Origin of the sequence: Oceanicella sp. SM1341 (genome assembly GCF_003448965.1) — a bacterium.
Classification (GTDB): Bacteria; Pseudomonadota; Alphaproteobacteria; order Rhodobacterales; family Rhodobacteraceae; genus Paroceanicella.
In genome coordinates this window covers 1-20,323 of record NZ_QRGC01000047.1, presented here as the reverse complement: position 1 = coordinate 20,323, position 20,323 = coordinate 1, and the positions used below count along the sequence as shown (strand labels likewise).

At 72.5% G+C, this 20,323-nt stretch carries 20 protein-coding genes, 2 tRNA genes and 1 pseudogene; 10 read left to right on the top strand and 13 right to left on the bottom strand.

Annotation, left to right across the window (positions count from 1 at the left end; translation table 11 throughout):
* Nucleotides 1–161 precede the first annotated feature (161 nt).
* Nucleotides 162–368 (bottom strand): hypothetical protein, encoded by a 207-nt coding sequence (locus tag D3P35_RS24650; RefSeq protein WP_118138592.1) that lies wholly within the window; start codon nt 366–368, stop codon nt 162–164.
* 96 nt (nt 369–464) lie between these two features.
* Here D3P35_RS24650 and D3P35_RS24645 point away from each other — a divergent pair, with 96 nt between their 5' ends.
* The 7 genes from D3P35_RS24645 (at nt 465) to D3P35_RS24620 (ending at nt 2,770) form a co-directional block, all read left to right on the top strand.
* Entirely contained in the window at nt 465–782 is a 318-nt protein-coding gene (locus D3P35_RS24645; protein ID WP_118138591.1) for a hypothetical protein, read from the top strand.
* Between the two features lie 263 nt (nt 783–1,045).
* A complete protein-coding gene (locus tag D3P35_RS24640) occupies nt 1,046–1,243 on the top strand; it encodes a hypothetical protein (protein WP_118138590.1) in 198 nt (65 codons plus the stop codon).
* The gene (locus D3P35_RS24635) at nt 1,240–1,458 is read left to right on the top strand and encodes a hypothetical protein (RefSeq protein ID WP_118138589.1); all 219 of its coding nucleotides are present in this window, start codon (nt 1,240–1,242) and stop codon (nt 1,456–1,458) included. Before D3P35_RS24640 ends, D3P35_RS24635 begins: the two co-directional genes overlap by 4 nt.
* Nucleotides 1,458–1,643 carry a hypothetical protein gene (locus tag D3P35_RS24630; RefSeq protein WP_118138588.1) on the top strand — a complete coding sequence of 62 codons (186 nt, stop codon included), beginning with the start codon at nt 1,458–1,460 and terminating at the stop codon, nt 1,641–1,643. The genes D3P35_RS24635 and D3P35_RS24630 overlap by 1 nt, the downstream gene beginning before the upstream one ends.
* A 5-nt stretch (nt 1,644–1,648) precedes the next feature.
* Nucleotides 1,649–2,266 carry a hypothetical protein gene (locus tag D3P35_RS24625; RefSeq protein WP_118138587.1) on the top strand — a complete coding sequence of 206 codons (618 nt, stop codon included), beginning with the start codon at nt 1,649–1,651 and terminating at the stop codon, nt 2,264–2,266.
* The gene (locus D3P35_RS26390) at nt 2,263–2,421 is read left to right on the top strand and encodes a hypothetical protein (RefSeq protein WP_157982306.1); all 159 of its coding nucleotides are present in this window, start codon (nt 2,263–2,265) and stop codon (nt 2,419–2,421) included. The genes D3P35_RS24625 and D3P35_RS26390 overlap by 4 nt, the downstream gene beginning before the upstream one ends.
* Nucleotides 2,422–2,533: 112 nt before the next feature.
* Nucleotides 2,534–2,770: a hypothetical protein gene (locus D3P35_RS24620; RefSeq protein WP_118138586.1), complete on the top strand. Its 237-nt coding sequence runs from the start codon at nt 2,534–2,536 to the stop codon at nt 2,768–2,770.
* Here the strand turns inward: D3P35_RS24620 and D3P35_RS24615 are convergent.
* Complete coding sequence (locus tag D3P35_RS24615) at nt 2,707–3,969, bottom strand: tyrosine-type recombinase/integrase (RefSeq protein WP_118138585.1); 1,263 nt, start codon at nt 3,967–3,969, stop codon at nt 2,707–2,709. The two genes, D3P35_RS24620 and D3P35_RS24615, sit on opposite strands and share 64 nt — an antisense overlap.
* A 110-nt stretch (nt 3,970–4,079) precedes the next feature.
* Nucleotides 4,080–4,169, bottom strand: a tRNA-Ser gene (locus tag D3P35_RS24610).
* A 301-nt stretch (nt 4,170–4,470) separates the two neighbouring features.
* On the opposite strand from D3P35_RS24610, the pseudogene D3P35_RS27055 reads away from it, so the two are divergent.
* The 3 genes and pseudogenes from D3P35_RS27055 to D3P35_RS24595 all read left to right on the top strand — a co-directional run.
* Nucleotides 4,471–5,478: pseudogene (locus tag D3P35_RS27055) on the top strand (histidine kinase N-terminal 7TM domain-containing protein); the annotation flags it as partial.
* A 235-nt stretch (nt 5,479–5,713) separates the two neighbouring features.
* Nucleotides 5,714–6,118 (top strand): GGDEF domain-containing protein, encoded by a 405-nt coding sequence (locus D3P35_RS24600; protein WP_157982305.1) that lies wholly within the window; start codon nt 5,714–5,716, stop codon nt 6,116–6,118.
* 104 nt (nt 6,119–6,222) lie between these two features.
* Nucleotides 6,223–6,312, top strand: a tRNA-Ser gene (locus tag D3P35_RS24595).
* A gap of 128 nt (nt 6,313–6,440) precedes the next feature.
* Here D3P35_RS24595 and D3P35_RS24590 read toward each other — a convergent pair.
* The 10 genes from D3P35_RS24590 to D3P35_RS24545 all read right to left on the bottom strand — a co-directional run bounded on the left by D3P35_RS24590 (nt 6,441) and on the right by D3P35_RS24545 (nt 19,987).
* Entirely contained in the window at nt 6,441–6,896 is a 456-nt protein-coding gene (locus tag D3P35_RS24590; protein ID WP_118138583.1) for a Rid family hydrolase, read from the bottom strand.
* A 115-nt stretch (nt 6,897–7,011) separates the two neighbouring features.
* Complete coding sequence (locus tag D3P35_RS24585; RefSeq protein WP_157982304.1) at nt 7,012–7,899, bottom strand: AraC family transcriptional regulator; 888 nt, start codon at nt 7,897–7,899, stop codon at nt 7,012–7,014.
* 330 nt (nt 7,900–8,229) lie between these two features.
* On the bottom strand, nt 8,230–9,621 hold the full coding sequence (locus D3P35_RS24580) for an FAD-containing oxidoreductase (protein ID WP_118138581.1): 1,392 nt from the start codon (nt 9,619–9,621) through the stop codon (nt 8,230–8,232).
* On the bottom strand, nt 9,621–10,085 hold the full coding sequence (locus D3P35_RS24575) for a DUF4126 family protein (protein ID WP_118138580.1): 465 nt from the start codon (nt 10,083–10,085) through the stop codon (nt 9,621–9,623). Before D3P35_RS24575 ends, D3P35_RS24580 begins: the two co-directional genes overlap by 1 nt.
* 145 nt (nt 10,086–10,230) lie before the next feature.
* A complete protein-coding gene (locus D3P35_RS24570) occupies nt 10,231–11,919 on the bottom strand; it encodes an MFS transporter (protein WP_118138579.1) in 1,689 nt (562 codons plus the stop codon).
* Nucleotides 11,916–13,772 (bottom strand): amidohydrolase, encoded by a 1,857-nt coding sequence (locus tag D3P35_RS24565; protein ID WP_118138578.1) that lies wholly within the window; start codon nt 13,770–13,772, stop codon nt 11,916–11,918. Before D3P35_RS24565 ends, D3P35_RS24570 begins: the two co-directional genes overlap by 4 nt.
* A 93-nt stretch (nt 13,773–13,865) precedes the next feature.
* Nucleotides 13,866–14,564, bottom strand: a complete 699-nt coding sequence (locus tag D3P35_RS24560) for a hydrolase (RefSeq protein WP_118138577.1) — start codon at nt 14,562–14,564, stop codon at nt 13,866–13,868.
* A 79-nt stretch (nt 14,565–14,643) separates the two neighbouring features.
* On the bottom strand, nt 14,644–15,468 hold the full coding sequence (locus D3P35_RS24555) for an alpha/beta fold hydrolase (RefSeq protein WP_118138576.1): 825 nt from the start codon (nt 15,466–15,468) through the stop codon (nt 14,644–14,646).
* A gap of 445 nt (nt 15,469–15,913) precedes the next feature.
* Nucleotides 15,914–19,006, bottom strand: a complete 3,093-nt coding sequence (locus tag D3P35_RS24550; RefSeq protein WP_118138575.1) for a winged helix-turn-helix domain-containing protein — start codon at nt 19,004–19,006, stop codon at nt 15,914–15,916.
* 6 nt (nt 19,007–19,012) lie between these two features.
* On the bottom strand, nt 19,013–19,987 hold the full coding sequence (locus D3P35_RS24545) for an alpha/beta hydrolase (RefSeq protein WP_118138574.1): 975 nt from the start codon (nt 19,985–19,987) through the stop codon (nt 19,013–19,015).
* Nucleotides 19,988–20,323: the final 336 nt, after the last annotated feature.

Below are 20,323 nucleotides of genomic sequence, written 5' to 3'. Positions count from 1 at the left end.
CAGGTCGGCCAGCATGGCGTGGAAGGAATTGGGGCGCTGCGGGCGCATGGGAAAACCTCCGGAGGCTGTTTCCTTGTGGCCGTACTCACCGGGCGCATAGTGTGCAGCTGTCGAAATGGCGAGACGGACGAGGGGGAATGCAGGGCGATTGTCGGAAGCCATCACTCCGAGGCCTCCGGGCGTTGGGAGCGATGCGCAGTCATGTAGGCCCGGACGCGTTCGGCCACTGCGAGAGTGCAGGTTCTGCCCGCCTTGAGGTTCCGGTGCAGGCGACTGTTGCCCACGGCCCTGCTGGTGACAGTGGCCGGGGCAATCCCCGCGAACCGCGCGAATTCCTCGATCTCGACGATGATGTCTGCGTTGCTCATGATGGCAGCATATGGGGAGTATTATCCCCATCGTGTCAAGGGACTATTATCGCCTATGCGGAGCTGGGGGCGAAAAGTACCCTGAAAGGCATGGCAATGACCTTTCGCGACGCCCTCATCTCCAGAATCGATGCACCGGGCGGCCCATCGCTGCGCGCGGTGGCCGAGGGCGCGAAGGTGTCTTACGAGCAGCTCAAGAAGATCAAGCAGGGCAAGTCGGGAACGACCAACGTCGAGGATGCGGTCGCGGTGGCGGCTTACTTCGGCCTCACGGTCAACGAGTTTCTGGACAGCAATCTGGCCGCAGACCGAGCTGACGTAGCCCGTCTATACAGTCAGCTAAGGCCCGAAGAGCGGGCGATTCTGCTAGATGCTGCACGCGGGCGCGCCTCTCGGGGCCAGGCGGAAGACTGACAATTTCCCGCAGTTCGGCCGACAGCCACTGACATGCACTCATTCCCGTGCTCCTCCTTGAGTTGGAACATTAAGCGAACATACTGCTGGATGTCCACCCGTCGATCTGGGCAAACCTCAGATGCCGGCTGATTGGCGTTAGCCTGGCGATTCGCCTTTCCGTGAGCCACGTCAATAGGGACTATTATCCCTTAATGTCTTGACTGGGGATTTTTATCCCCATACCGTTTCTCCCAGTTTCAACGGGAAAGCGGAACTCTCAAATGCCCCTCAAGCAAACCCATGCCCAGGCCCGCGCCATCCTGACCGGCGCCACCCGCCCCAGCCCTTCGCTCGCGAGCCTCGCCATCCTTGCGCTGAAACACCCGCATGGCCTGCCGGCCCTGCGCATGGTCACCGCCGCCGATGGCTCGGCGCGCTACGTCCCCGCCAGCCGCACGACCGGGCGGGCCGCCCGATGAAGATCGGCGAGCCCTCCGCCCGGGTGGCCGGGATGATCCATGACGGGATGGTGCACGCCCATGGCGGCTTCACCGTCGCGGCCGAGGTTGTCTTTGAGGCGGCAGACCGCGTCGCCCTCGAGGCCGAACACCGGCTGTCGGTTGAGCTCCACACGATCACCCGCATGCGCGCGGAGATCGCCCGGCATCGCGCCGGGCTGAGGGAGGGGCGGTGATGGCAGTACTCCCCTGGCTCTTTGCCGCCTGCGCAGGCGCTGCCGTGGGTGCGCTGCTGCTCTGGCTCGCGGTCGAGGCGCTCGGGCGCAAGCTCGCCGGCCTGCGCCCGTACCTGCTGGCCGGCGCCCTCGGCGCGCTCGGCTGGCTGCTGCTCGCGCGGCTCTGCCTTTGGGGGCTCGCATGAGGGAGATGCGCGTGCTGGTCGCCTGCGAGTTCTCCGGCATCGTGCGCCGCGCCTTCGCGGAGCGCGGGCATGACGCCTGGTCCTGCGACCTGCTGCCGGCCGAGGACCGCTCCAACAAGCATATCGTGGGGGACGCGCGGAGCCTGCTCGACGCTCGCTGGGATCTGCTGATTGTCGCGCACCCGCCCTGCACCCGGCTATGCAACAGCGGCGTGCGCTGGCTCTCGAAGCCGCCGGCGGGCCGCACGCGCGCCGAGATGTGGGCGGAGCTGGACGAGGGCGCCGCGCTGTTCTCCGCGTTCTGGAATGCTCCCATCGAGCGCATCGCGGTCGAGAACCCGGTGATGCACCGGCATGCGAAGGAGCGCATCGCGAACTACGCCCCGCCGGCGCAGAGCGTGCAGCCGTGGCAGTTCGGGCATGGCGAGAGCAAGCGCACCTGCCTTTGGCTGAAGAACCTGCCGCCGCTGCAGCCCACCGAGATCGTCACCGGCCGCGAGGCGCGGGTGCACCGCATGCCGCCGGGCCCTGACCGCTGGCGCGAGCGCTCGCGCTTCTTCCCCGGTATCGCCGCGGCGATGGCCGATCAGTGGGGCGGGCACGCGATGAGGGCCGCGGCATGAGCAGCAGCTTCACCATCCGTCGCGACAAGGACGGCGCGCACCACGTCTACGAGATGATCCACCGCGGCCGGCACGAGACGCAGGAGGCGGCAGCCGACCAGGTGATGCGGTTGGTCCGCGAGGCGCGGGCCGTGACGCAGGAGCCCCGGCCATGATCCTCTCGTGCTGCAAGACGGGCCGCTGGTGGCCGGTGCGCAGCGAGGCGCATGCGCGGCGCCTGGTGCGCCTGCACGGGCTCACCGATTACGAGATCGAGGGCCCGGCGGCATGAGCAAGCCTGTCACCCGGGAGCGCATCCAGCGCGCAATGGATGTGCTGGCCGAAGCCTACCAGCAGGCCAGCCTGCCGCAGGCGCGGGAGTGCTTCGCGCTGCATTACGAGCGACTCCGGGAAGAGCTCACGGCGCTGCCGGACGAGACCGGCATCGCCTCGCATTTCGCTCAGCCCACCGCCACCCGCGCACACCAGTCGGCGCGCAGGTCCAAAGCGGCGCCGTTGCCGTAGACCACGCCTTCGGGGCGGTGCCCCATCAGCTCCTTGCGCACCCGGTCCTCGCAGCCGGCCGCGATCAGGCGGTCGGAAAAGGCGTGGCGCAGCGAATAGGCGCTGTGCTTCTCGGTCTCGAGCAGGCCGTGCCCGCGCAGGAACTTGTTCGCCATCGCCGACCAGTTCGACGGCTTGCCCCGGTAGCGCGGGAAGCCCTCCGGGTGGCGCCGCAGCGCCTCGAGCGAAACGCCGACCAGCGGCACGTCGCGGCGCGAATAGCTCGTCTTCAGCTCGCGGCCGTCGGGGCGGATCTCGAAATGGGGAATGTTGGCGTCGAGGTGGATGTGCTCGGGCAGCAGGTCGCAGACCTCGCTCGGCCGGCAGCCGGTGTTCACCATCACCAGCAGGATGTCGGCGGCCTCGGAGTTGAGCTCCGCGAGGGCGCCGGCGGCGAGGATGCGCTCGCGGATCCAGGCGGTGGAGAAGGGGAACTTCTCGGCCTCCTTCTCCTGCAGGGCGATGTCGCGGAACGGGTTGTCGAGGTGCAGGCCGTCCATCTTGGCGACGGTCGAGAACATCGCCGAGAGATAGGAGAAATCCTTGTTGGCCGAGCCGGCCGAGACGGTGCCGGCCTTCACCCGCTCCCACCACCAGGAGCGCAGCCGGTGCACATGCGGCTTGCCCACGTCCCGGAGCGGCAGGTTGCCGGCGAGCTCGGTGAAGTTGCGCACCGCCTTCAGCCGCGGCGCGCGCCAGCGGCGGAGCTGGTCGGCGCTCTTGCCCGTGTGCCGGTCCTCGGTGAGCGCCTCGTAGCGCGTGAAGAGATCCGACATGCGCAGCACCGGCGCCTCGGCTGCGCCGAGCGTGGCCTCGAGGGCCTGCGGGTCGCCCGCGCCGGCCTCGATGCGCTCGAGCGTCTCGGTGACGGGGCGCTTCCGCAGCTCGGCGGCGGGCAGGTAGACCATGCCGCGGGCCTCGGCGATCTCGCGCAGGGCGTCGTGGTAGCGATGGGCGTCGTCGTCATGGCCGGCGCGCATCGCCTCCCAGCGCGAGAGCATGAGTCGCTCCATGCGCGCGGCCTTCTCGCGCGCCTCGGCCTGGTCGGTGGTGTGGAGACTGGTGAGCACGATGCCGCGCGCATCAAAGCTCTCGTAGCGCTTCGGCACCCGCTTGTAGTGGTGCCAGGTTCCCGCCTTGCCGCGCCGTCTGATCGCCATTTCCGCCCCCTGTAGGTCAATTAATAGGGCAGAAAGTAGGGCAAGCGGTCAACGCGAAAATGCGTTTCCGTTTTAGATCAACGGGTTACGCTTGAAAATGTAGGGCAAAGTGGCGGAGAGAGAGGGATTCGAACCCTCGGACCCCTTGCGAGGTCAACGGTTTTCGAGACCGCCCCGATCGACCACTCCGGCACCTCTCCGCGGGGCGAGGCGTCTGGCGCCTCTGAGGGCGCTTCTTATGGATACGGCGGCGGATGATCAAGGGGAATTTTCGTGATCGCCCCGCACGGATGCATCGCGGCGCAGCAGGCACAGACGGCTTCCCCCGGCGCGGGCTTCGCGATAAGAGCGTGGCGGGTCGCCGGCACGGCCCGCCCCCTGTCCGGGCGCCTGCCGGTGCGGAGTTCGCAGTGGGGCGGCGGCCGCGTGGCCGGTGCCGGGGCGCCGGACCGCGTGGCCGGCAGAGGGGCCGCGGCCCCGCGTTCGGGTCAGGTGGGGCGGATGGACAGCCAGGGCGGAATCCTGCACTGCCTCGCGGGCATCCATGTCACGCCGGGGCTGTTCCTTGCCGCCTTCGTCGCCTGCGGCGTGTTCCTGCTCGCGCTCTGGGTCTACCGGCAGTCGGATTTCTACGGCAGGGGCTTCTTCCTGCTGTCGCAGGCCGCGATGCTCTGGTGGCTGGCCTGCGCTCTTCTGGAAATCGCCGTGTCGGGGCCGCAGTGCAAGATCTTCTTCGCCAAGGCATGCTGGCCGGCCATCGGGCTGTTGCCGGCGGCCTGGGCCCTGTTCAACCGCCGCTATGCCCACAGCATCGATGCGCCGGTGGCGGGCTGGGAGCGCCTCGCCGTGCTGGCCGGGCCGCTGCTGCTCTCGGCCGCGGCCTTCACCAACGGCTGGCACGGGCTGTTCTACGCCGCCGGCACCGGGCCGCTGAGCGATGCGCCCGGCGCCCCGGTGCGCTACGTGCACGGGCCGCTGTTCTATCTCGGCGCGCTCTGCCTCTACGGCTTCCTGTCCTGGAGCGTGGTGACCGTGGCTCGCGGCGCCTTCGCCGCGCCGCGCCTGCACCGGCTGCGCTTCCTCACCCTGCTGGCGATCACCTGCCTCGCGATCGGGGCAAACCTCGGCTACATCCTCTTCGGCTTCACGCTGCTGGGCTTCGACCCCACCCCCTTCTCCTTCCTGTCGATCTCGCTGCTGTTCTGCTGGCTGATCATCTCCGACGAGTTCTTCAGCATCCTGCCAGCCGGCAACCGCGCCCTGCTCGAGCGGCTGGACGACCCGGTGCTGTTCCTCGACCGCAGGGGACGGCTGGTGGAGGCCAATCCGGCGGCGCGGCGCCTGAGCACCGACAGCGCGGCCCGGCAGTCCCTCGCCCGCTTCCGCTGCCCGGAGGTCGAGGCGCTGGTGCGCGAAATGCTGCAGGGCGCCGACCTCCGCGTGCTGCCGGAGCTGCTGGATGTCGGCGCGCGGCACTACCAGGTGACCGCCTCGGCGCTTGAGAAGCCGCTCGGCGGCGGCGAGACGGGCGGCTGGATGCTGCTGCTCAAGGACATCACCCGGGTGCGCCAGCAGGCGCTCGCGCTCGAACAGGCCCTGCGGCTGAGCGAGCGGCGGCTCGAGGCGATCACGGAAATGCACCGGGCGCTCAAGTCGCAGGTGGACGTGGACCCGCTCACCGGCCTGCTCAACCGCCGCGGGCTGGACGCGGTGCTCGAGCGCCTCGGCCCGGAGGCCCCTGCCCGTGCTGGTGGTGATCGACATCGACCACTTCAAGCGGATCAACGACAGCCATGGCCACGCGGCGGGCGACGAGGTGCTGCGCGGCTTCTCCGACTTCCTGCGCGGGCGGTTCGGCCATGGCGACACGCTGTGCCGCATCGGCGGCGAGGAATTCGTGCTGGTGATGCCCGGCACCAGCCTCGCCGAGGCGCACCGGCGTGTGGAGGCTGCGCGCCGGGCCCTTGCCGGAACGGCATTCGCCGGCGGCCCGATGCCGCTGCGGGTGAGCTTCTCGGCCGGGCTGGCCGCCTGGGGCCCGGACGGCGAGAGCTTCGACGAGGTCTTCGCCCGCGCCGACACGCGGCTCTACGCGGCGAAATCGGCCGGCCGCAACCGTTCGGTGCTCAGCGACCGCGAGCCCGCCTGATGTCTTCCCCGACACCGCGGCGCAGAGTTTTCCCGAGCCGGCAGAATAGCCTGGCAGATGCCCTTGCGAATCCCGGCACGGGCTGTATAAGACCGCTCTATCGCGGAGGGGTGGCCGAGTGGTCGAAGGCGCACGCCTGGAAAGTGTGTAGGCGGGGAACCGTCTCCAGGGTTCGAATCCCTGTCCCTCCGCCATATCCAGCCACAGAATGCGTGCAGGGCCCCACCGGGGCCTTTTGCTTGTCCGGCCCTGGCAGGGACGCCGGTCGGCCATGCGGTCGCCCCCGGCGCGCCGCCGGGGGCCATGCCCGCGCCGCGGTCGATCAGTCCGCCACTATCGCCAGCATGCTGATCTCGATCAGCTGATGCGGGATGACGAGACGCGTGGTGCCGGCGATCGTGCTGGCGACCGCGGGCCGCTCCGTGCCGTAGGCCGCCTTTCGGACCGGCCCCGCGGCCGCGAAGGCCGCGTCCATGTCGATCGCGTAGATGGTCTCCTCGACCACGTCGGCGAGCGTGGCGCCGAACTTCGCGAGGATCCGCTGCGCATTCACGTAGGTGGCGCGCATCTGCTCCCCGGTGTTGGAGGCATCGACAATGCGGCCGGCCTCGTCGAGCTCCGCCGGGGCAATGAACGTGCCGTCTTCGGCGTGGCTGAGCTGCCCGGAGATGAAGAGCATGTTGCCCTTCCGGACGGCCTGGGCATAGCCGTACGCCTCTTCCCAGGGAACGCCGAAATAGGCGAGGTCACGGTCTGCGTGGCTTGCGGGGGCGGTCATCGTCGGGTCCTCCTCTGCTGCGATGCGCTTGCAACGGCATCATCGCCCGGGCAGGGCCTCCCGCGTTCCATCCGCCATGCTGCCTTTCCATCGGTCCTGCTGAAATGCGCCCGCGCTAGAGGAGGCGGCGGTACTCGCCCGGCGTCAGCCCCGTCAGCCGCTTGAAGGCCGCCCCGAAGGCCGACTGGCCGCCGAAGCCGACGCTCTGCGCGATCTCCGTCAGCCCCAGCCTGCGGTCGGCGAGCAATGTCTTCGCGCGCTCGATCCGCCGCTGCGCGAGCCAGCGATGCGGCGGCACCCCCACGGACACCCTGAAGGCCCGGCTGAAATGCGCCGTCGAGAGCCCGACCGCCCGGGCGAGATCCTCGAGGCCCACCTCCCCGGACAGCCGCGCATCCATCAGCTCGAGCGCCCGCGACACCTGCCAGGCGGCGAGCCCGCCGCGAAGGTTCCTGGCGCGCCCGTCACGCATTTCCAGGAGCGAGGCCACGATCTCGAGGATCACGCCGTCGGCCCAGAGGCGGCCGTTCACGCTCGGGTCCCTCGTGCCGATCCACAAGCGGTTGAGCTGGGTGACGACCTCGGCATTCACGTTGTAGCCGCGATGCAGCGCCCCGAAATCGCCATCCGGGGGAAGGCCGGCCTCCTCGCCGGCAAAGGCCAGCAGCCTGCGGTAGGGGAGCGCGAGGATCTGCACCGCGTGCGGCCCCTCCACCAGGACCGAATTGGAGAAACCCGGCGGCATCGTGGTGAACGCGTCGGGCACGAAACCGCTCATGGAAAAGCGGCCACCGCCGAGGTTCAGCCTGGCCGGCGCCCGCAGGACCGTCGTCACCCCGATGACGAGGTCGGGGGTCGCCGCCCCCGACCAGTCCCCTGCCCCCTGCACCACGCGCAGCATGGACGCGTTCAGGCGCCCCGCCGGCCGGGCCTCCTTCAGCGCGGGGGCGTAACGCTCGCGGTAGAGATGCTCGAGGCCATCATATGTACGGGTCCGTGACAATGACCATCTTTCGATTTCCGAAAATAATCGGAAGCATATTATTTCTTCGCAATTCCATGAAGACAGTTTCCGTTGGCGAATACATGCCGGCAGCCTTTCCGCTCGCCCGCGGGATCTTCCCGCCGGCACCGCATCCGTGCACCGAAGGCATTGCCTGCCGCGGGGGGACCGCGAGGCGGCTCCCCGAGCGGACAGCGGAGGCCGCCCCGCGCAGGCGCCCCCCGTCCCGCGCCTTTCCCGGGCGACGACCATCCCGAGGGCCGTCTCCATCCCCGGGGCTTGCGGCCGGGGCGAGCCCGGACGCGTGCTCCCCGCCGTACCCCGCGGGGGCTACGCGCCCGCGGCCTCGCCGGCCGGGGCGAGGGTGCCGAGAAGCGTGGGAATCAGCTCGGCCACCGTCGGGTGCACCGGAACCGCCCATTGCAGCGTCTCGCGGGTGAGCCCGCCCTGCATCGCGTCGATCAGCGCGTGGATCGCCTCGTCGCCGCCGGGGCCGAGGATGGCCGCGCCCAGCACCCGGCCGCTGCCCGCCTCCGCCACCACCTTCATCACGCCCCGGGCCTCGCCCTTCTCCACCGCGCGGGCGACGCGGCTCATCGGGCGGGAGGAGACCAGCACATCGTGCCCCGCGGCCCGCGCCGCCGTCTCGGTGAGGCCGACACGGCCCAGCGGCGGATCGATGAACAGCCCGTAGCAGGGGATCCGGTCGCTCACCCGGCGGTCGCCGCCCTCGAGGAGATTGGCCACCACGATCTCGTGGTCGTTCCAGGAGGTATGGGTGAAGGCGCCGCGGCCGTTGCAGTCTCCCAGCGCCCAGAGGCCGGGCACGCCGGTCTCCAGCCGGTCGTTCACCTCGATCATGCCGCGGGCACCGGGGGTGATCCCCACGGTCTCGAGCCCCAGATCGTCGGTGTTGGCCACGCGCCCCACGGCGAGGAGCAGGTCGCTGCCGACGACCTCGCGCGCGCCGGGGCCCTCGCCGCCCAGGGACACGCGCACGCCCGAGGGCGCGGCGGCGAGCGAGATGCATTCCGCCCCGGTGTGCACCGCGATGCCCTCTTCCTCCAGTATCTCGCGGATGGCCCCGGAGACCTCCGGGTCTTCCCGGCCCAGCAGGGCGGCGCCGCGCTCCACCACGGTCACCGCCGCGCCGAGCCTGCGGAAGGCCTGGGCGAACTCGAGCCCGATGTAGCTGCCGCCCACGACGACGAGATGCTCCGGCACCTGCCGCAGTGCCAGCATGTCGGTGCTGGTGAGCACCGGCACCGTGTCGCGCCCCGGCAGGTCCGGCAGCGCGGGGCGTGCGCCGACGTTTAGGAAGATGCGCGGCGCGGCGAGGCGGCGCGGGCCCACCGCCACGCGGCCCGGCCCGTCGAGCCGGGCCTGGCCGCGGATCAGGCTCACGCCCTCCATGCCCTCCAGCCAGCTCTCCACGCCGGTGCGCGATCGTGCGGCGATGCCCTGCAGGCGCGCGGTCACCGCCGGCATGTCGATCCTGGGTGGCGCGCCTTCCACGCCGTATTCCGCGGAGCGGCGCAGGGTCTGCGCCACCTTCGCCGAGGCGACCAGCGCCTTGGTGGGGGTGCAGCCCGCGTTCACGCAGGTGCCGCCCACGAGCTTGCGCTCGATCACGGCCACGCGCTGCCCCTGCGCCGAGAGCCTGGCCGCCAGCGGCGGGGCGGCCTGCCCGGTTCCGATGATGATCGCGTCGAATTCTTCCATCAGCTCGCTCCCACGATGATGAGGCCGCCAAGGATGGCGACTGCGTCTTCCGTCAGCGCTGCCGGCACGTCCGAGCCGAAGCGCGCGGCGAGGCGGGCCCGCGCCGCCGAGCCGCCCAGGGTGCCGGCCACCGCCCCCGCCGCCCCGGCCAGGAGCCCCGGCAGCACGAGCCCCGCGGCCGTGCCCAGCACCGCGCCGCAGAAGGCCCCGGAGACCAGACGCCCCGCGAATTGCGGCGGCTCCCGCCGGCTGGGCGTGGCGGGGTGCTGGTCGACCACCAGCTCGCAGAGCGCGAGCAGGCTCAGCACCCCCAGGGCCCAGGGCGAGGCGAGGAAGGCGGCCCAGCTCTCCTCCACCGGGCGCCAGCCCAGCCAGGCGGCCCAGGCCAGCAGGGCGGGCGGCGTCATGGTGCGCAACCCGGCGACGAGGCCCAGCAGGAGGGCGGTGATCAGCACTGTCAGCATGCGCGGGCTCCGGGACGGCTCTGGGGAGGTCCAGTCTGACGGTCCGGCGGGGCGGGGCGCAAGCGCCGATCCGCGCCGGGCGGCTCCTGCCCTCCCGCGCGGCGGCCCTGCCCCCCGCGCGGTGGCTCCGCGCGGGGGGCCGCGATCAGGAGGCCGGGGCCTCGCCCGGCGCCTGCCCCGTGCTGCCTCCGCCCCTGGCCGAGGCGGAGGCCCGGCGCGCGAGACTGCGCGAGGGGGCGAGGTAGTGGCGCACCTCCGGCGGCTCGGCGCCCTGGTGGAAGGCGCGCACGGCGGCGTGCATCTCCTGCTCGTGCCGGGTGGTGCGGGCATGGTGGCGCAGGTGCTCGGCCCAGCTGGGCAGCATGAACCACTCGAGCCAGACCTGCGGCTCCGCCGCGTCCTGCGACACGCCCCAGTCATGCGCGCCGTTGCGGTAGCGCTCGCCCGAGAGGGTGCCGATGGCGGCGAGGAAGCCTTCCACGTCGGCCTCGTGCACCTCGTAGCGGATGGTCACCATCACCGGGCCGCGGTCATGGCTCTCGCCCAGCTCGGGGGCCACCACCGGGTCGGCCCAGCTCAGCGCGGGCGAGAGGTCCTGCGCCTCGCCCTGGCCCAGCTTCGCTCCCCAGGTGAGCGGGATCGCCACCAGCGCGCCCGCGGCGGCGATGAGCAGCGCGAGGCCGATCGAGCCCGCCGCCGCCACCTGCCCCCAGATGGCAGCCCCCGCCGACATGCAGCCGAAGAACACCATGAGCGTGACCGCGAGCCCCCGCGCCCGCACCCAGTTCGGCAGTGCCGTCTGGGCGGAGACGTTGAGGCTGGTGAGCACCGCGATCCAGCCCAGCCCGCCGAGGAGGGCGGCGACCAGCGCCACCACGGCCTCGTCGGCGATGCCGAGCAGGATCATCGCGACGGCCGTCACCACCGTGCCGGCGGCCGCCATGCGGTTGCTGTCCACCCGCTTGCGCAGCGCGGGCAGCGAGAGCGCGCCGCCCACCGCCCCGGCCCCCACGGCCGCGAGCAGCACGCCGTAGAGCTCGGCCCCGCCCCCGGGCAGGCTGCGCGCCACAAGCGGCAGCAGGGCCCAGTAGGCGGAGGCGAAGGTGAAGAAGGCGAAGGAGCGCAGCATGGTGGCGCGCAGCGCGGGGTTGCGCGCCGCGTGGCGCAGCCCGGTGAGCATCGCGCCCAGGATCGGCTCCGGCGGCAGGGCGCGCGCCGGCTCCGGCGCCGGGCGCCAGGCGATCAGTGCCACCACGATCACCACCGTGCTCACCGCGTTGGCGATGAACGGCGCCGAGAGGCCGACGGCGGTGATCAGCAGCCCGGCCAGCGCCGGGCCGATGGCGCGGGAGATGTTGATGCCCATCGAGTTGAGCGCGATGGCCGGCGTGAGGCTCTCGCGCGGCACCAGCCCCGGCACCACCGCCTGCCATGCGGGGGCGACGAAGGCCGCCCCGGTGCCGATGAGGAAGGTGAAGAGCAGCAGCAGCTCCGGTGTCATCAGCCCCAGCGAGGTGACGAGGGCGAGCACCGCCACCACCACCGCCACGATGGCATTCACCACGATGAGGTAGCGCCGCCGGTCGATGCGGTCGGCCAGCGCGCCGGCGAAGAGCGCGAAGAGGAACACCGGCGCCGTGGTGGCCGACTGCACCAGCGCCACCACCGCCGGCGACGGGCTGAGCACGGTCATCAGCCAGCCGGAGCCGACATCGTTCATCCAGGTGCCGATGTTCGAGACCAGCGTGGCGGTCCACAGCAGCGCGAAGGCGCGGTAGCGGAACGGGCTCCAGGCCGAGGCGGCGGGAGGCGCGGGGGAAGCGGTGCTGCTCATACCGCGAAACACCCGCAGCCGAGCGCGCCCCAGAACTCCTTCAGCCGGCTGACCGGGATCGGCGTGGTCCAGGCGATCGCATGGTTGTGGCCGTGCAGGCCGCAGCCGCTGGCGCAGGCGTCATGGCAGCTGCGCGCCACGGCCGGGTCGGGGCGCACCGGCGCGCGGGAGCCGGGCGAGGACAGGCCGGCGGCCGGGCTCCATTTCGGGCTCGCGGGCGGCAGCGCCGGGGCGAGGTCGGCAAAGCCCCCTGCCCCGTGCACGATGCGCCCGCCCACCATGGTGAGCACCGAGGAGAGGGAGCGGATCTCCTCCTCCGGCACGGCGAAGTAATCGGCCGAGAGCACCGCGAGATCGGCGTAGCAGCCGGGCGCGAGCCGGCCCTTCACATCCGCCTCGCCGGAGAACCAGGCGGAGCCTTCGGTCCAGAGCCTCAGCGCGGTCTCGCGGTCGAGGAGGTTGTCGGGATGGGCGAGCTGCATGCCGCCCAGCGAGCGGCCGGTGACCAGCCACCACAGCGCCACCCAGGGGTCGTAGGAGGCGACGCGCGTCGCGTCGGTGCCCGCCCCCACCGGCAGGCCCTGGGCCAGCATGGCGGTGACGGGGGGCGTGGCGCGGGCGGCCTCGGCCCCGTAGCGGTCGACGAAATACTCGCCCTGGAAGGCCATTCGGTGCTGGATGGCGATGCCGCCGCCCAGCGCCGCGATGCGCTCGAGGTTGCGCTGGCTCACGGTCTCGGCGTGGTCGATGATGAAGCGGGTGCGGAAGGGCTGGCGCTGGTTCACCCGCTCGAAGACGGTGAGGAACCGGTCGATGGTCTCGTCGTAGGTGGCGTGGATGCGGAAGGGCCACTCGCGCTCGGCCAGCAGCTCGACGATCTTCTCCAGCTCCGCCTCCATGGTGGGGGCGAGGTCGGGGCGCGGCTCGAGGAAATTCTCGAAATCCGCCGCCGACCAGGCGAGGTTCTCGCCGCCGCCGTTCATGCGCAGCATGTCCGAGCCCGCGCCGGGTTCGGTCATCTCCACCCAGCGCTCGTAGTCGGAAAGCTCGGTGCCGGCCTTCTGGGCGAAGAGGTTGTAGGCGATGCGCACGGTGAGCGCGCCGTCGGCCTCCAGCTCGGTGACGACGTCGTAATCCTCCGGGTAGTTCTGCCCGCCGCCGCCCGCGTCGATGACGGAGGTGATGCCGAGCCGGTTCAGCTCGCGCATGAAGTGGCGGGTGGAGTTCACCTGGTCCTCGCGCGGCAGCTTCGGCCCCTGCGCGAGGGTGGAGTAGAGGATGAGCGCCGAAGGCTTCGCGATCAGCATGCCGGTGGGGTTGCCGCGCGCGTCGCGCTCGATCTCGCCGCCCGGCGGGTTGGGCGTGTCGCGCCCGATGCCCAGCACCTCCAGCGCGGCGCGGTTGAGCATGGCGCGGGCGTAGAGATGCAGCACGAAGACCGGGGTGTCGGGGGCGGCGGCGTTGATCTCGTCGAGCGTGGGCATGCGGCGCTCGGCGAACTGGAACTCCGACCAGCCGCCCACCACGCGCACCCATTGCGGCGCGGGCGTGACCGCGGCCTGCGCCTTGAGCAGCCGCAGCGCATCGGCCACCGAGGGCACGTTCTCCCAGCGCAGCTCCATGTTGTAGCTCAGCCCGCCGCGGATCAGGTGGGTGTGGCTGTCGTTCAGACCGGGGATGACACGGCGGCCGCCGAGGTCGATCACCCGCGCGTCCTCGCCGGCGGCGCGGCGCACGTCGGCCTCCGCCCCGGTGGCGAGGACACGGCCGTCGCGCACCGCCAGCGCCTCCGCCTCCGGGCGGTCGGGATCGAGGGTGGTGATGCGGCCATTGACGAGAATGGTGCTGGACATGGGGGTTCCTTCGTGGCTCGCGCGCCCGGCCCGCGGGCGGCGCGTGTCGGGGCAAGGCTGGGGGAGCGGGCCCGGGCGGCCCGCTCCCGGCCGTCACTCGGCGGCGACGGGGGTGGCCGGCACCGGGGCGAGCACGGGGCCGTGGCCGGTCCGCTCGGGTGCGCCGTGCACCATGGTGTAGGCATAGTCCACGCCCATGCCGTAGGCGCCGGAATGCTCGCGCACCACCTCCATCACCGCGTCGTAGGTGTCGCGGCGGGCCCAGTCGCGCTGCCACTCGAGCAGGACCTGCTGCCAGGTCACCGGCACCACGCCGGCCTGGACCATGCGCTGCATCGACCAGTCATGCGCGGCCAGCGAGGTGCCGCCGGAGGCATCGGCCACCATGTAGATCTCGTAGCCGCCCTCGAGCATGGCGCAGAGGGCGAAGGTGTTGTTGCACACCTCGGTCCAGAGCCCGGCCACGACCACCTTCTTGCGGCCGGCCTTCGCCAGCGAGTCCCGCACCTTCTGATCGTCCCAGGAGTTCATCGAGGTGCGCTCCAGCAGGGGCGCCTCGGGGAAGACGGAGAGGATCTCCGGGTAGGTGTGGCCGGAGAAGCTCTCGGTTTCCACCGTGGTGATGGTGACCGGGATGTCGAATATCTTCGCCGATTTCGCCAGGGCCACGACGTTGTTCTTGAGCACCTGCCGGTCGATCGACTGCACGCCGAAGGCCATCTGCGGCTGGTGGTCGATGATTATGAGCTGGCTGTTGAGCGGCGTCAGCACTTCGAGCCTGGGGTCGGACATGGGGCGTTCTCCTTGATGGTACCGGACCGCCTCCGGGCGGCCCGGCCGGGGTGAGTGAAGCGGTTTCCCGCCGGGCCTTTCAGGCCCGGGCGAAGGTGATCAGGTCGGCATTGACCGCCTCGCGGTGCGTGGCGGCGAGCCCGTGGTCGCCGTCGGGATAGACCTTGAGCGCGACCCGGGGGATGAGCGCCGCCGCCCGGCGGGCCGATGTCTCGATCGGCACCACCTGGTCGTCGCCGCCGTGCAGGATGAGGGCGGGGATGTCGAAGCGCTTCAGATCCTCGGTGAAATCGGTCTCCGAGAAGGCGCGGATGCAGTCGTAGGCGGCCTTGTGGCCGGCGGTCATGCCCTGCATCCAGAACAGGTCGACCAGGGCCTGCGACACCCGCGCGCCCGTGCGGTTGAAGCCGTAGAACGGCCCCGCGGCGAGGTCACGGTAGAGCTGGCCGCGGTCGGCGAGGCTGGCGGCGCGCAGATGGTCGAAGGTCTCGATCGGCAGGCCCTCGGGATTTGCCGCGGTGCGCAGCATCTGCGGCGGCACGGCGCCCATCAGCACCGCCCTGGCCACCCGGGCCGAGCCGTGGCGCCCGATGTAGCGCGCCACCTCGCCACCGCCGGTCGAATGGCCCACGAGCACCGCATTCTCCAGGTCGAGCGTCTCGAACAGCGCGGCGAGATCGTCGGCATAGGTGTCCATGTCGTGGCCGTGCCAGGGCTGGTCCGAGCGGCCGTGGCCGCGGCGGTCGTGGGCGATCACGCGAAAGCCGTTCTCGGCGAGGAACAGCATCTGCGCCTCCCAGGCGTCGGAGTTGAGCGGCCAGCCGTGGCTGAACACCACCGGCGTGCCGCTGCCCCAGTCCTTGTAGTGGATGCCGGTTCCGTCGGCGGTAGTGATCCTGGGCATCCCGCGATCCTCTCCTGTGCGCGCGGGCGGCGGCCACGACGTGGCAACGGGCCGGCCCGGGCGCGACGCCCCCCGGGCGTCGCTCTGAATTCCTGTCGGCCGGGACGGCCTGCGGCGCCGGGTGCCCTTGTCGCGACCATGGTCGCGGCCGTGACTTCCCCTGATTCCGGCCGCGATCCCGGCCCCGATCCCGCCCGCTATCGCGGCCCGGCCCGCGGCCGGTTTCGCCTCGTTTCCGGTGAGTTCGTCCTCGGTGCGCAGCATGCGCCGCGCCGTGCCCCAGCCACAGTGAAACGCCGTCAAATGCCGTGAAACGCCCGCGAAACGCATGGCAGGCGGCGCAATCGCGGGGAAACGGCGCGGACCGCACAGGCCTGCCGCCGCCGGGCAGAGGCAGGCGGCGATGGCAGGGAGGGGCCGTGTCCGGAGGGTGTGGGGTCGGGGCTCAGCCGCCGGTGGCGAGCAACCGGCGGGCGTCGCGCAGGTCCGCGGTGTCGCTGCCCTCGGAGAAGCGGGCCAGCAGCGGGGCGAGCATGGCGCGGGCCTCGACCGGGCGGTTGGCGGCGCGCAGCTGCCGGGCGAGGCAGATGGCGATGCGCAGCTCCCAGCCGATGGCGGCGTCGGCGCGCGCCGTCTCGAGCGCGAGCCCCCATGAGTGCCGCGCGCCGCCCGGGTCGCCCGCGGCGAGCAGGATCTCGCCCTTCACCCGCAGCAGTTCGGGCCTGCACCAGCGCTCGCCGTGCTGGGCCGCGACCGCGAGCGCGGTCTCGATCTCCGCGCCTGCCAGCTCGAGCGCCCCCGCCCCGGCCAGCGCCGCGGCGAGGCCGGCGCGGTAGAAGCCGTCCCGTGCCACGAAACCGTAGCGGCGCCGGCTCTCCAGCCCGGCGGTCATTTCGGCGATGCCCTGGCCGTAGCGGCCCCGGCGCACCGAGAGCAGCCCGCGGAACACCTGCCCCGTGGCCGACCAGATCGGCACCGAGCAGCCGCGGTCCGCGCCTTCCAGCGCCTCGACCGCGACGGCCAGCGCCGCCATGTCGCCGGTGAGCAGCGCGATCGGGCAGCAGCCCTCGGCCAGCGCGAAGATCTCGGAGTTCACGTGGCTGATGGCCCGGGCATGGGCCAGCGCCTCATGGGCGTGGCGCCGGGCGGTATCCGGGCTGCCGAGCAGCCAGCTCACCCAGGCGAGCCCGCTGCCCGCCGCCACGCGCTGGTCGTACTGGAAGCGGATCGCATCCGCACCGCGCCCGGGCCCTTCCGCCGCGGTGAGCAGGCGCTCCAGCGGCGGGCGCGCCTCTTGCTGCGCCCCGAGGTAGTGCTGCACCATGCCCACCAGCCGGTCTCCCACCATGCGGTCGCAGGGGGTTTCGGCCATCTCGACAAAGGCCCGGGCATTGGCCATGGCGAGCGGGAAGCGCCCGGTGCCGCCGTGAACGGCGGCAAGGCCCCAGAGCGCGCGCAGCAGGTGGTCGTTGTCGCCCAGCCCCTCGGCGAGGCGCAGCGCCTTGTCGAGCGCCGCCTCCGCCTCCGGGCCCGGCCCCCTGGTGTAGATCAGCGACAGCCCGTAGGCGACGCACAGCTTCATGTGCAGCTCCGGCTGTTCGCCGGTCGCCGAAATGCCCAGCGCCCGCGCCACCTGCTGGCGGCATTCCTCGAGCAGCGACATGCCCAGCCAGAGCGGCACCGCCGCCGCGGCGATGTCCGCGGCGAGGCCCGGGTCGCCGTTCGGGCCATGCGCCCAGTCGAGCGCGGCGCGCACGTCGTCGAGGCCGGCCTGGAGCTGGGCCAGCCCCGCCTCGCCCTGCACGCGCTGGCGCCCGCCCTCCCGGGCGGTGAGCACGGCGCTGAAATGCCGGGCATGGCTGCGGGCCAGCGCGTCCTGCTCGCCGCTCGCCGCCAGCTTCGCACGGGCGTAGATGCGCGTGGAATCCGACAGCCGGTATTCCGCCTGCCCCTCGATCATGTTCGCCACGACGAGCGACTTGCTCACCAGGTTGGCGAGGCCCTCGAACACCTTGAGCCCGTTGAGCGGCGGATCGCCCGCCACTGCCACCGCGGCGTCGATATCGAAGGCGGCGCGGAACACCGAAAGCCGGTTGAGCAGCAGCTGCTCGGCCGGCGGCAGCAGGTCGAAGCTCCAGTCCAGCACCGCGCCCAGGGTGCGGTGGCGCTGGCGCGCGGTGCGGCGGCCCTGCGTGAGCACGGCGAAGCGATCGTCGAGCCGCGCGGCGAGCCCCCGCACGCCCAGCGCGTCCACCCGGGCGGCGGCGAGCTCGATGGCCAGCGCCAGCCCGTCGAGCGTGCGGCAGATGCCGGTGGCCGCAGGCGCATCGGCATCGTCGAGCGCGAAGCCCTCCACGCCGGCGGCGGCACGTTCGACGAAGAGCTGCACCGCCGGGTAGAGCAGCGCCTCGGCCGCGGTGTCTCCCGCCCCGGCGGGCGGCACCTCGAGCGGGGCAAGCCGGTGCACGCTCTCTCCCTCCGCGCGCAGCGGCTCGCGGCTGGTGGCGAGAACGCTCACCCCGGGCGCGTGGCGCATCAGGCTCTCGGCCAGCAGGGCCGCGGGCTCGATCACGTGCTCGCAGCAGTCGAGCACCAGCAGCATGTGGCGGCCGCGCAGCTCCTCGAGGATCGCCGGGGTCGGGTCTTCGCCGATGCCCGACAGCGAGAGCGCCGCCGCCAGCGCGCTGGGCAGCAGCTCCGGGCTCGCGAGCGGGGCGAGGTCGAGAAAGCACGCGCCGTCGCGGCAGGCGCCGGCAAGCTCGGCCGCCACCGCCATCGCGACCGTGGTCTTGCCGATCCCCCCGGGCCCCACGATGGTCACGAAGCGCGTGCGCAACACCCGTGCCGCCAGCGCCCCGATCACCTCGTCGCGGCCGATCGGACGGGTGAGCCGCGGGCTGGCACCGGGCAGGCAGGCGGGCGCGAGGGCCGGGGCCGCGGCCGGAACCGGGGCCACGGGGGGCAACCGGTAGCGCCGCTCCACCGGGGCGACGAAGCGATAGCCCCGCCCCGGCACCGCCACGATGTAGCGCGCGCCGTCACGCCCGTCGCCCAGCGCCTTGCGCAGCAGGGCCACCTGGGCGCGCAGGTTGGATTCCTCCACCACCGTGTCCGGCCAGGCCGCCTCGTAGAGCCGCTCCTTGGACACGAGCTCCCCCGGCTGCCACAGCAGCGCCAGCAGCAGGTCGAACGCCCGTTCGCCCAGCGCGCGGTCCTGATCGCCGCACAGGAGCTGGCGACGCGGGACATCGAGGCAGAAGGGACCGAAGGCGAGGATCCCCTCCGGGGTCCGGAGAGGCCGTTCGCTCAGGACGGGACGCTGCGAAGACAGGGGCGCTCCTCCTCTGCACGGGGTCTCTGCACGGGGTCCAACGGACCGGCAAGCCCGCTCACGCCGCGCAATGCGCGTGGACCGGCGTTCCGGGTACCCCGGGCGAGAGGCGAAGTATAGAACGAACGTCTCGTTGCCGCAACGCGGCGGCCGGCGCGGAAGGCCCCGCGAAACGGTTGCGCGGCCCGGCGCGGGGCGCGGGCGCACCGCCCGTCACGACAGGGCCTCGCGCAGGGCGAGGCAGAGCTGCGCCACCGCGCCGCGCGTGGCGGCGGAATCGGCCAGCGCGTTGAGCATGGCGAAATCGTGGATGGTTCCGTTGCAGCGCAGCGAGGTCACGCGCACCCCCGCCTCGGCCAGCCGGCGGCCATAGGCCTCGCCCTCGTCGCGCAGCACGTCGTGCTCCGCCAGCAGGAGCAGCGTCTCGGGCTGGGCGGCGAGGTCGGCGCGCCGGGCCCGCAGCGGGGCGGCGAGCGGGTTCCGCGCCGCCGCCGCATCCGGCAGATAGGCCTCCCAGAAGCGCCGCATCGCGGCACGGGTGAGCCAGGGCCCCTGTGCGTAGCGCCGGTAGGAGCCGGTGTCGAAGCGGGTGTCCAGGGCCGGGTAGAGCAGCGCCTGCAGCGCGAAGCGCGGCCCGCCCCGCGCCCGGGCCAGCAGCGCCACCGCGGTGGCGAGCGTGGCGCCGGTACCGTCTCCGGCCAGCGCGAGACGGGCGGGGTCGATCCCCAGGTCCGCCGCCGCGCCGAAGAGGTGCCGCGCGGCCGCGAAGGCCTGCTCGAGCGGCACCGGAAAGCGCACTTCCGGCGTGCGCGACAGCTCGACGAACACCACCGCCGCCCGTGCCGCGGCGGCGATCTCGCTCACCAGGCGCCCGTGGGTGGCGAGCCCGCCGAGCATCCAGCCACCGCCGTGGAAATACAGCACCGCCGGCAGGGCCCCGGCGGCGCCGGGCGGCCGCAGGATGCGCACCGCCAGGCTGCCGCCGGGCACCGGAAAGCGGGTGTCCTGCACCAGCGTGCCGGGCCGGCCGGACGGCGCGGACTGGATGCGCTCGAGCAGCCGCCGCGCCCGGCCGGGCCAGTCGAGATGGGCGAAGGGCACCTCTTCCGGGCGCAGCGCGGCGAGGAAGTCTGCGGCGGCGGGCTCCAGCGGGCTCGGGGGCCCGGAGGGCGCGTCATCTCCGGGCATGGCGCGGCCTTCCCGGGGCGCAGGCGAGGCATCGCGGATACCGTCCGGCAGCGTCGCCCCGCGCCCACGGGCAGGCGGCGCGCGGCCAGGCAGGCGGCATCCCGGCGCTCGCGGGCCGGCGCAGCCCGGGGCCGCAGGGGCTCACTGCCCCGCGGGTGCAGTGCGGGGTGGCGGGCGCCGGTTTCGCCGGCGATCCCGGGGAGGCGCGGACCGGGCCGGGCCTGTGGCCAGCCGGAGAGAAGGTCGCCCGGCGCCGGCGGCGGGAGAGACCCGGACAGGGGCCGCGCCGGCCGGGTGCCGCGCAAGCGGGCGGGCAGGCTCCGCAGCCCGGGGCAG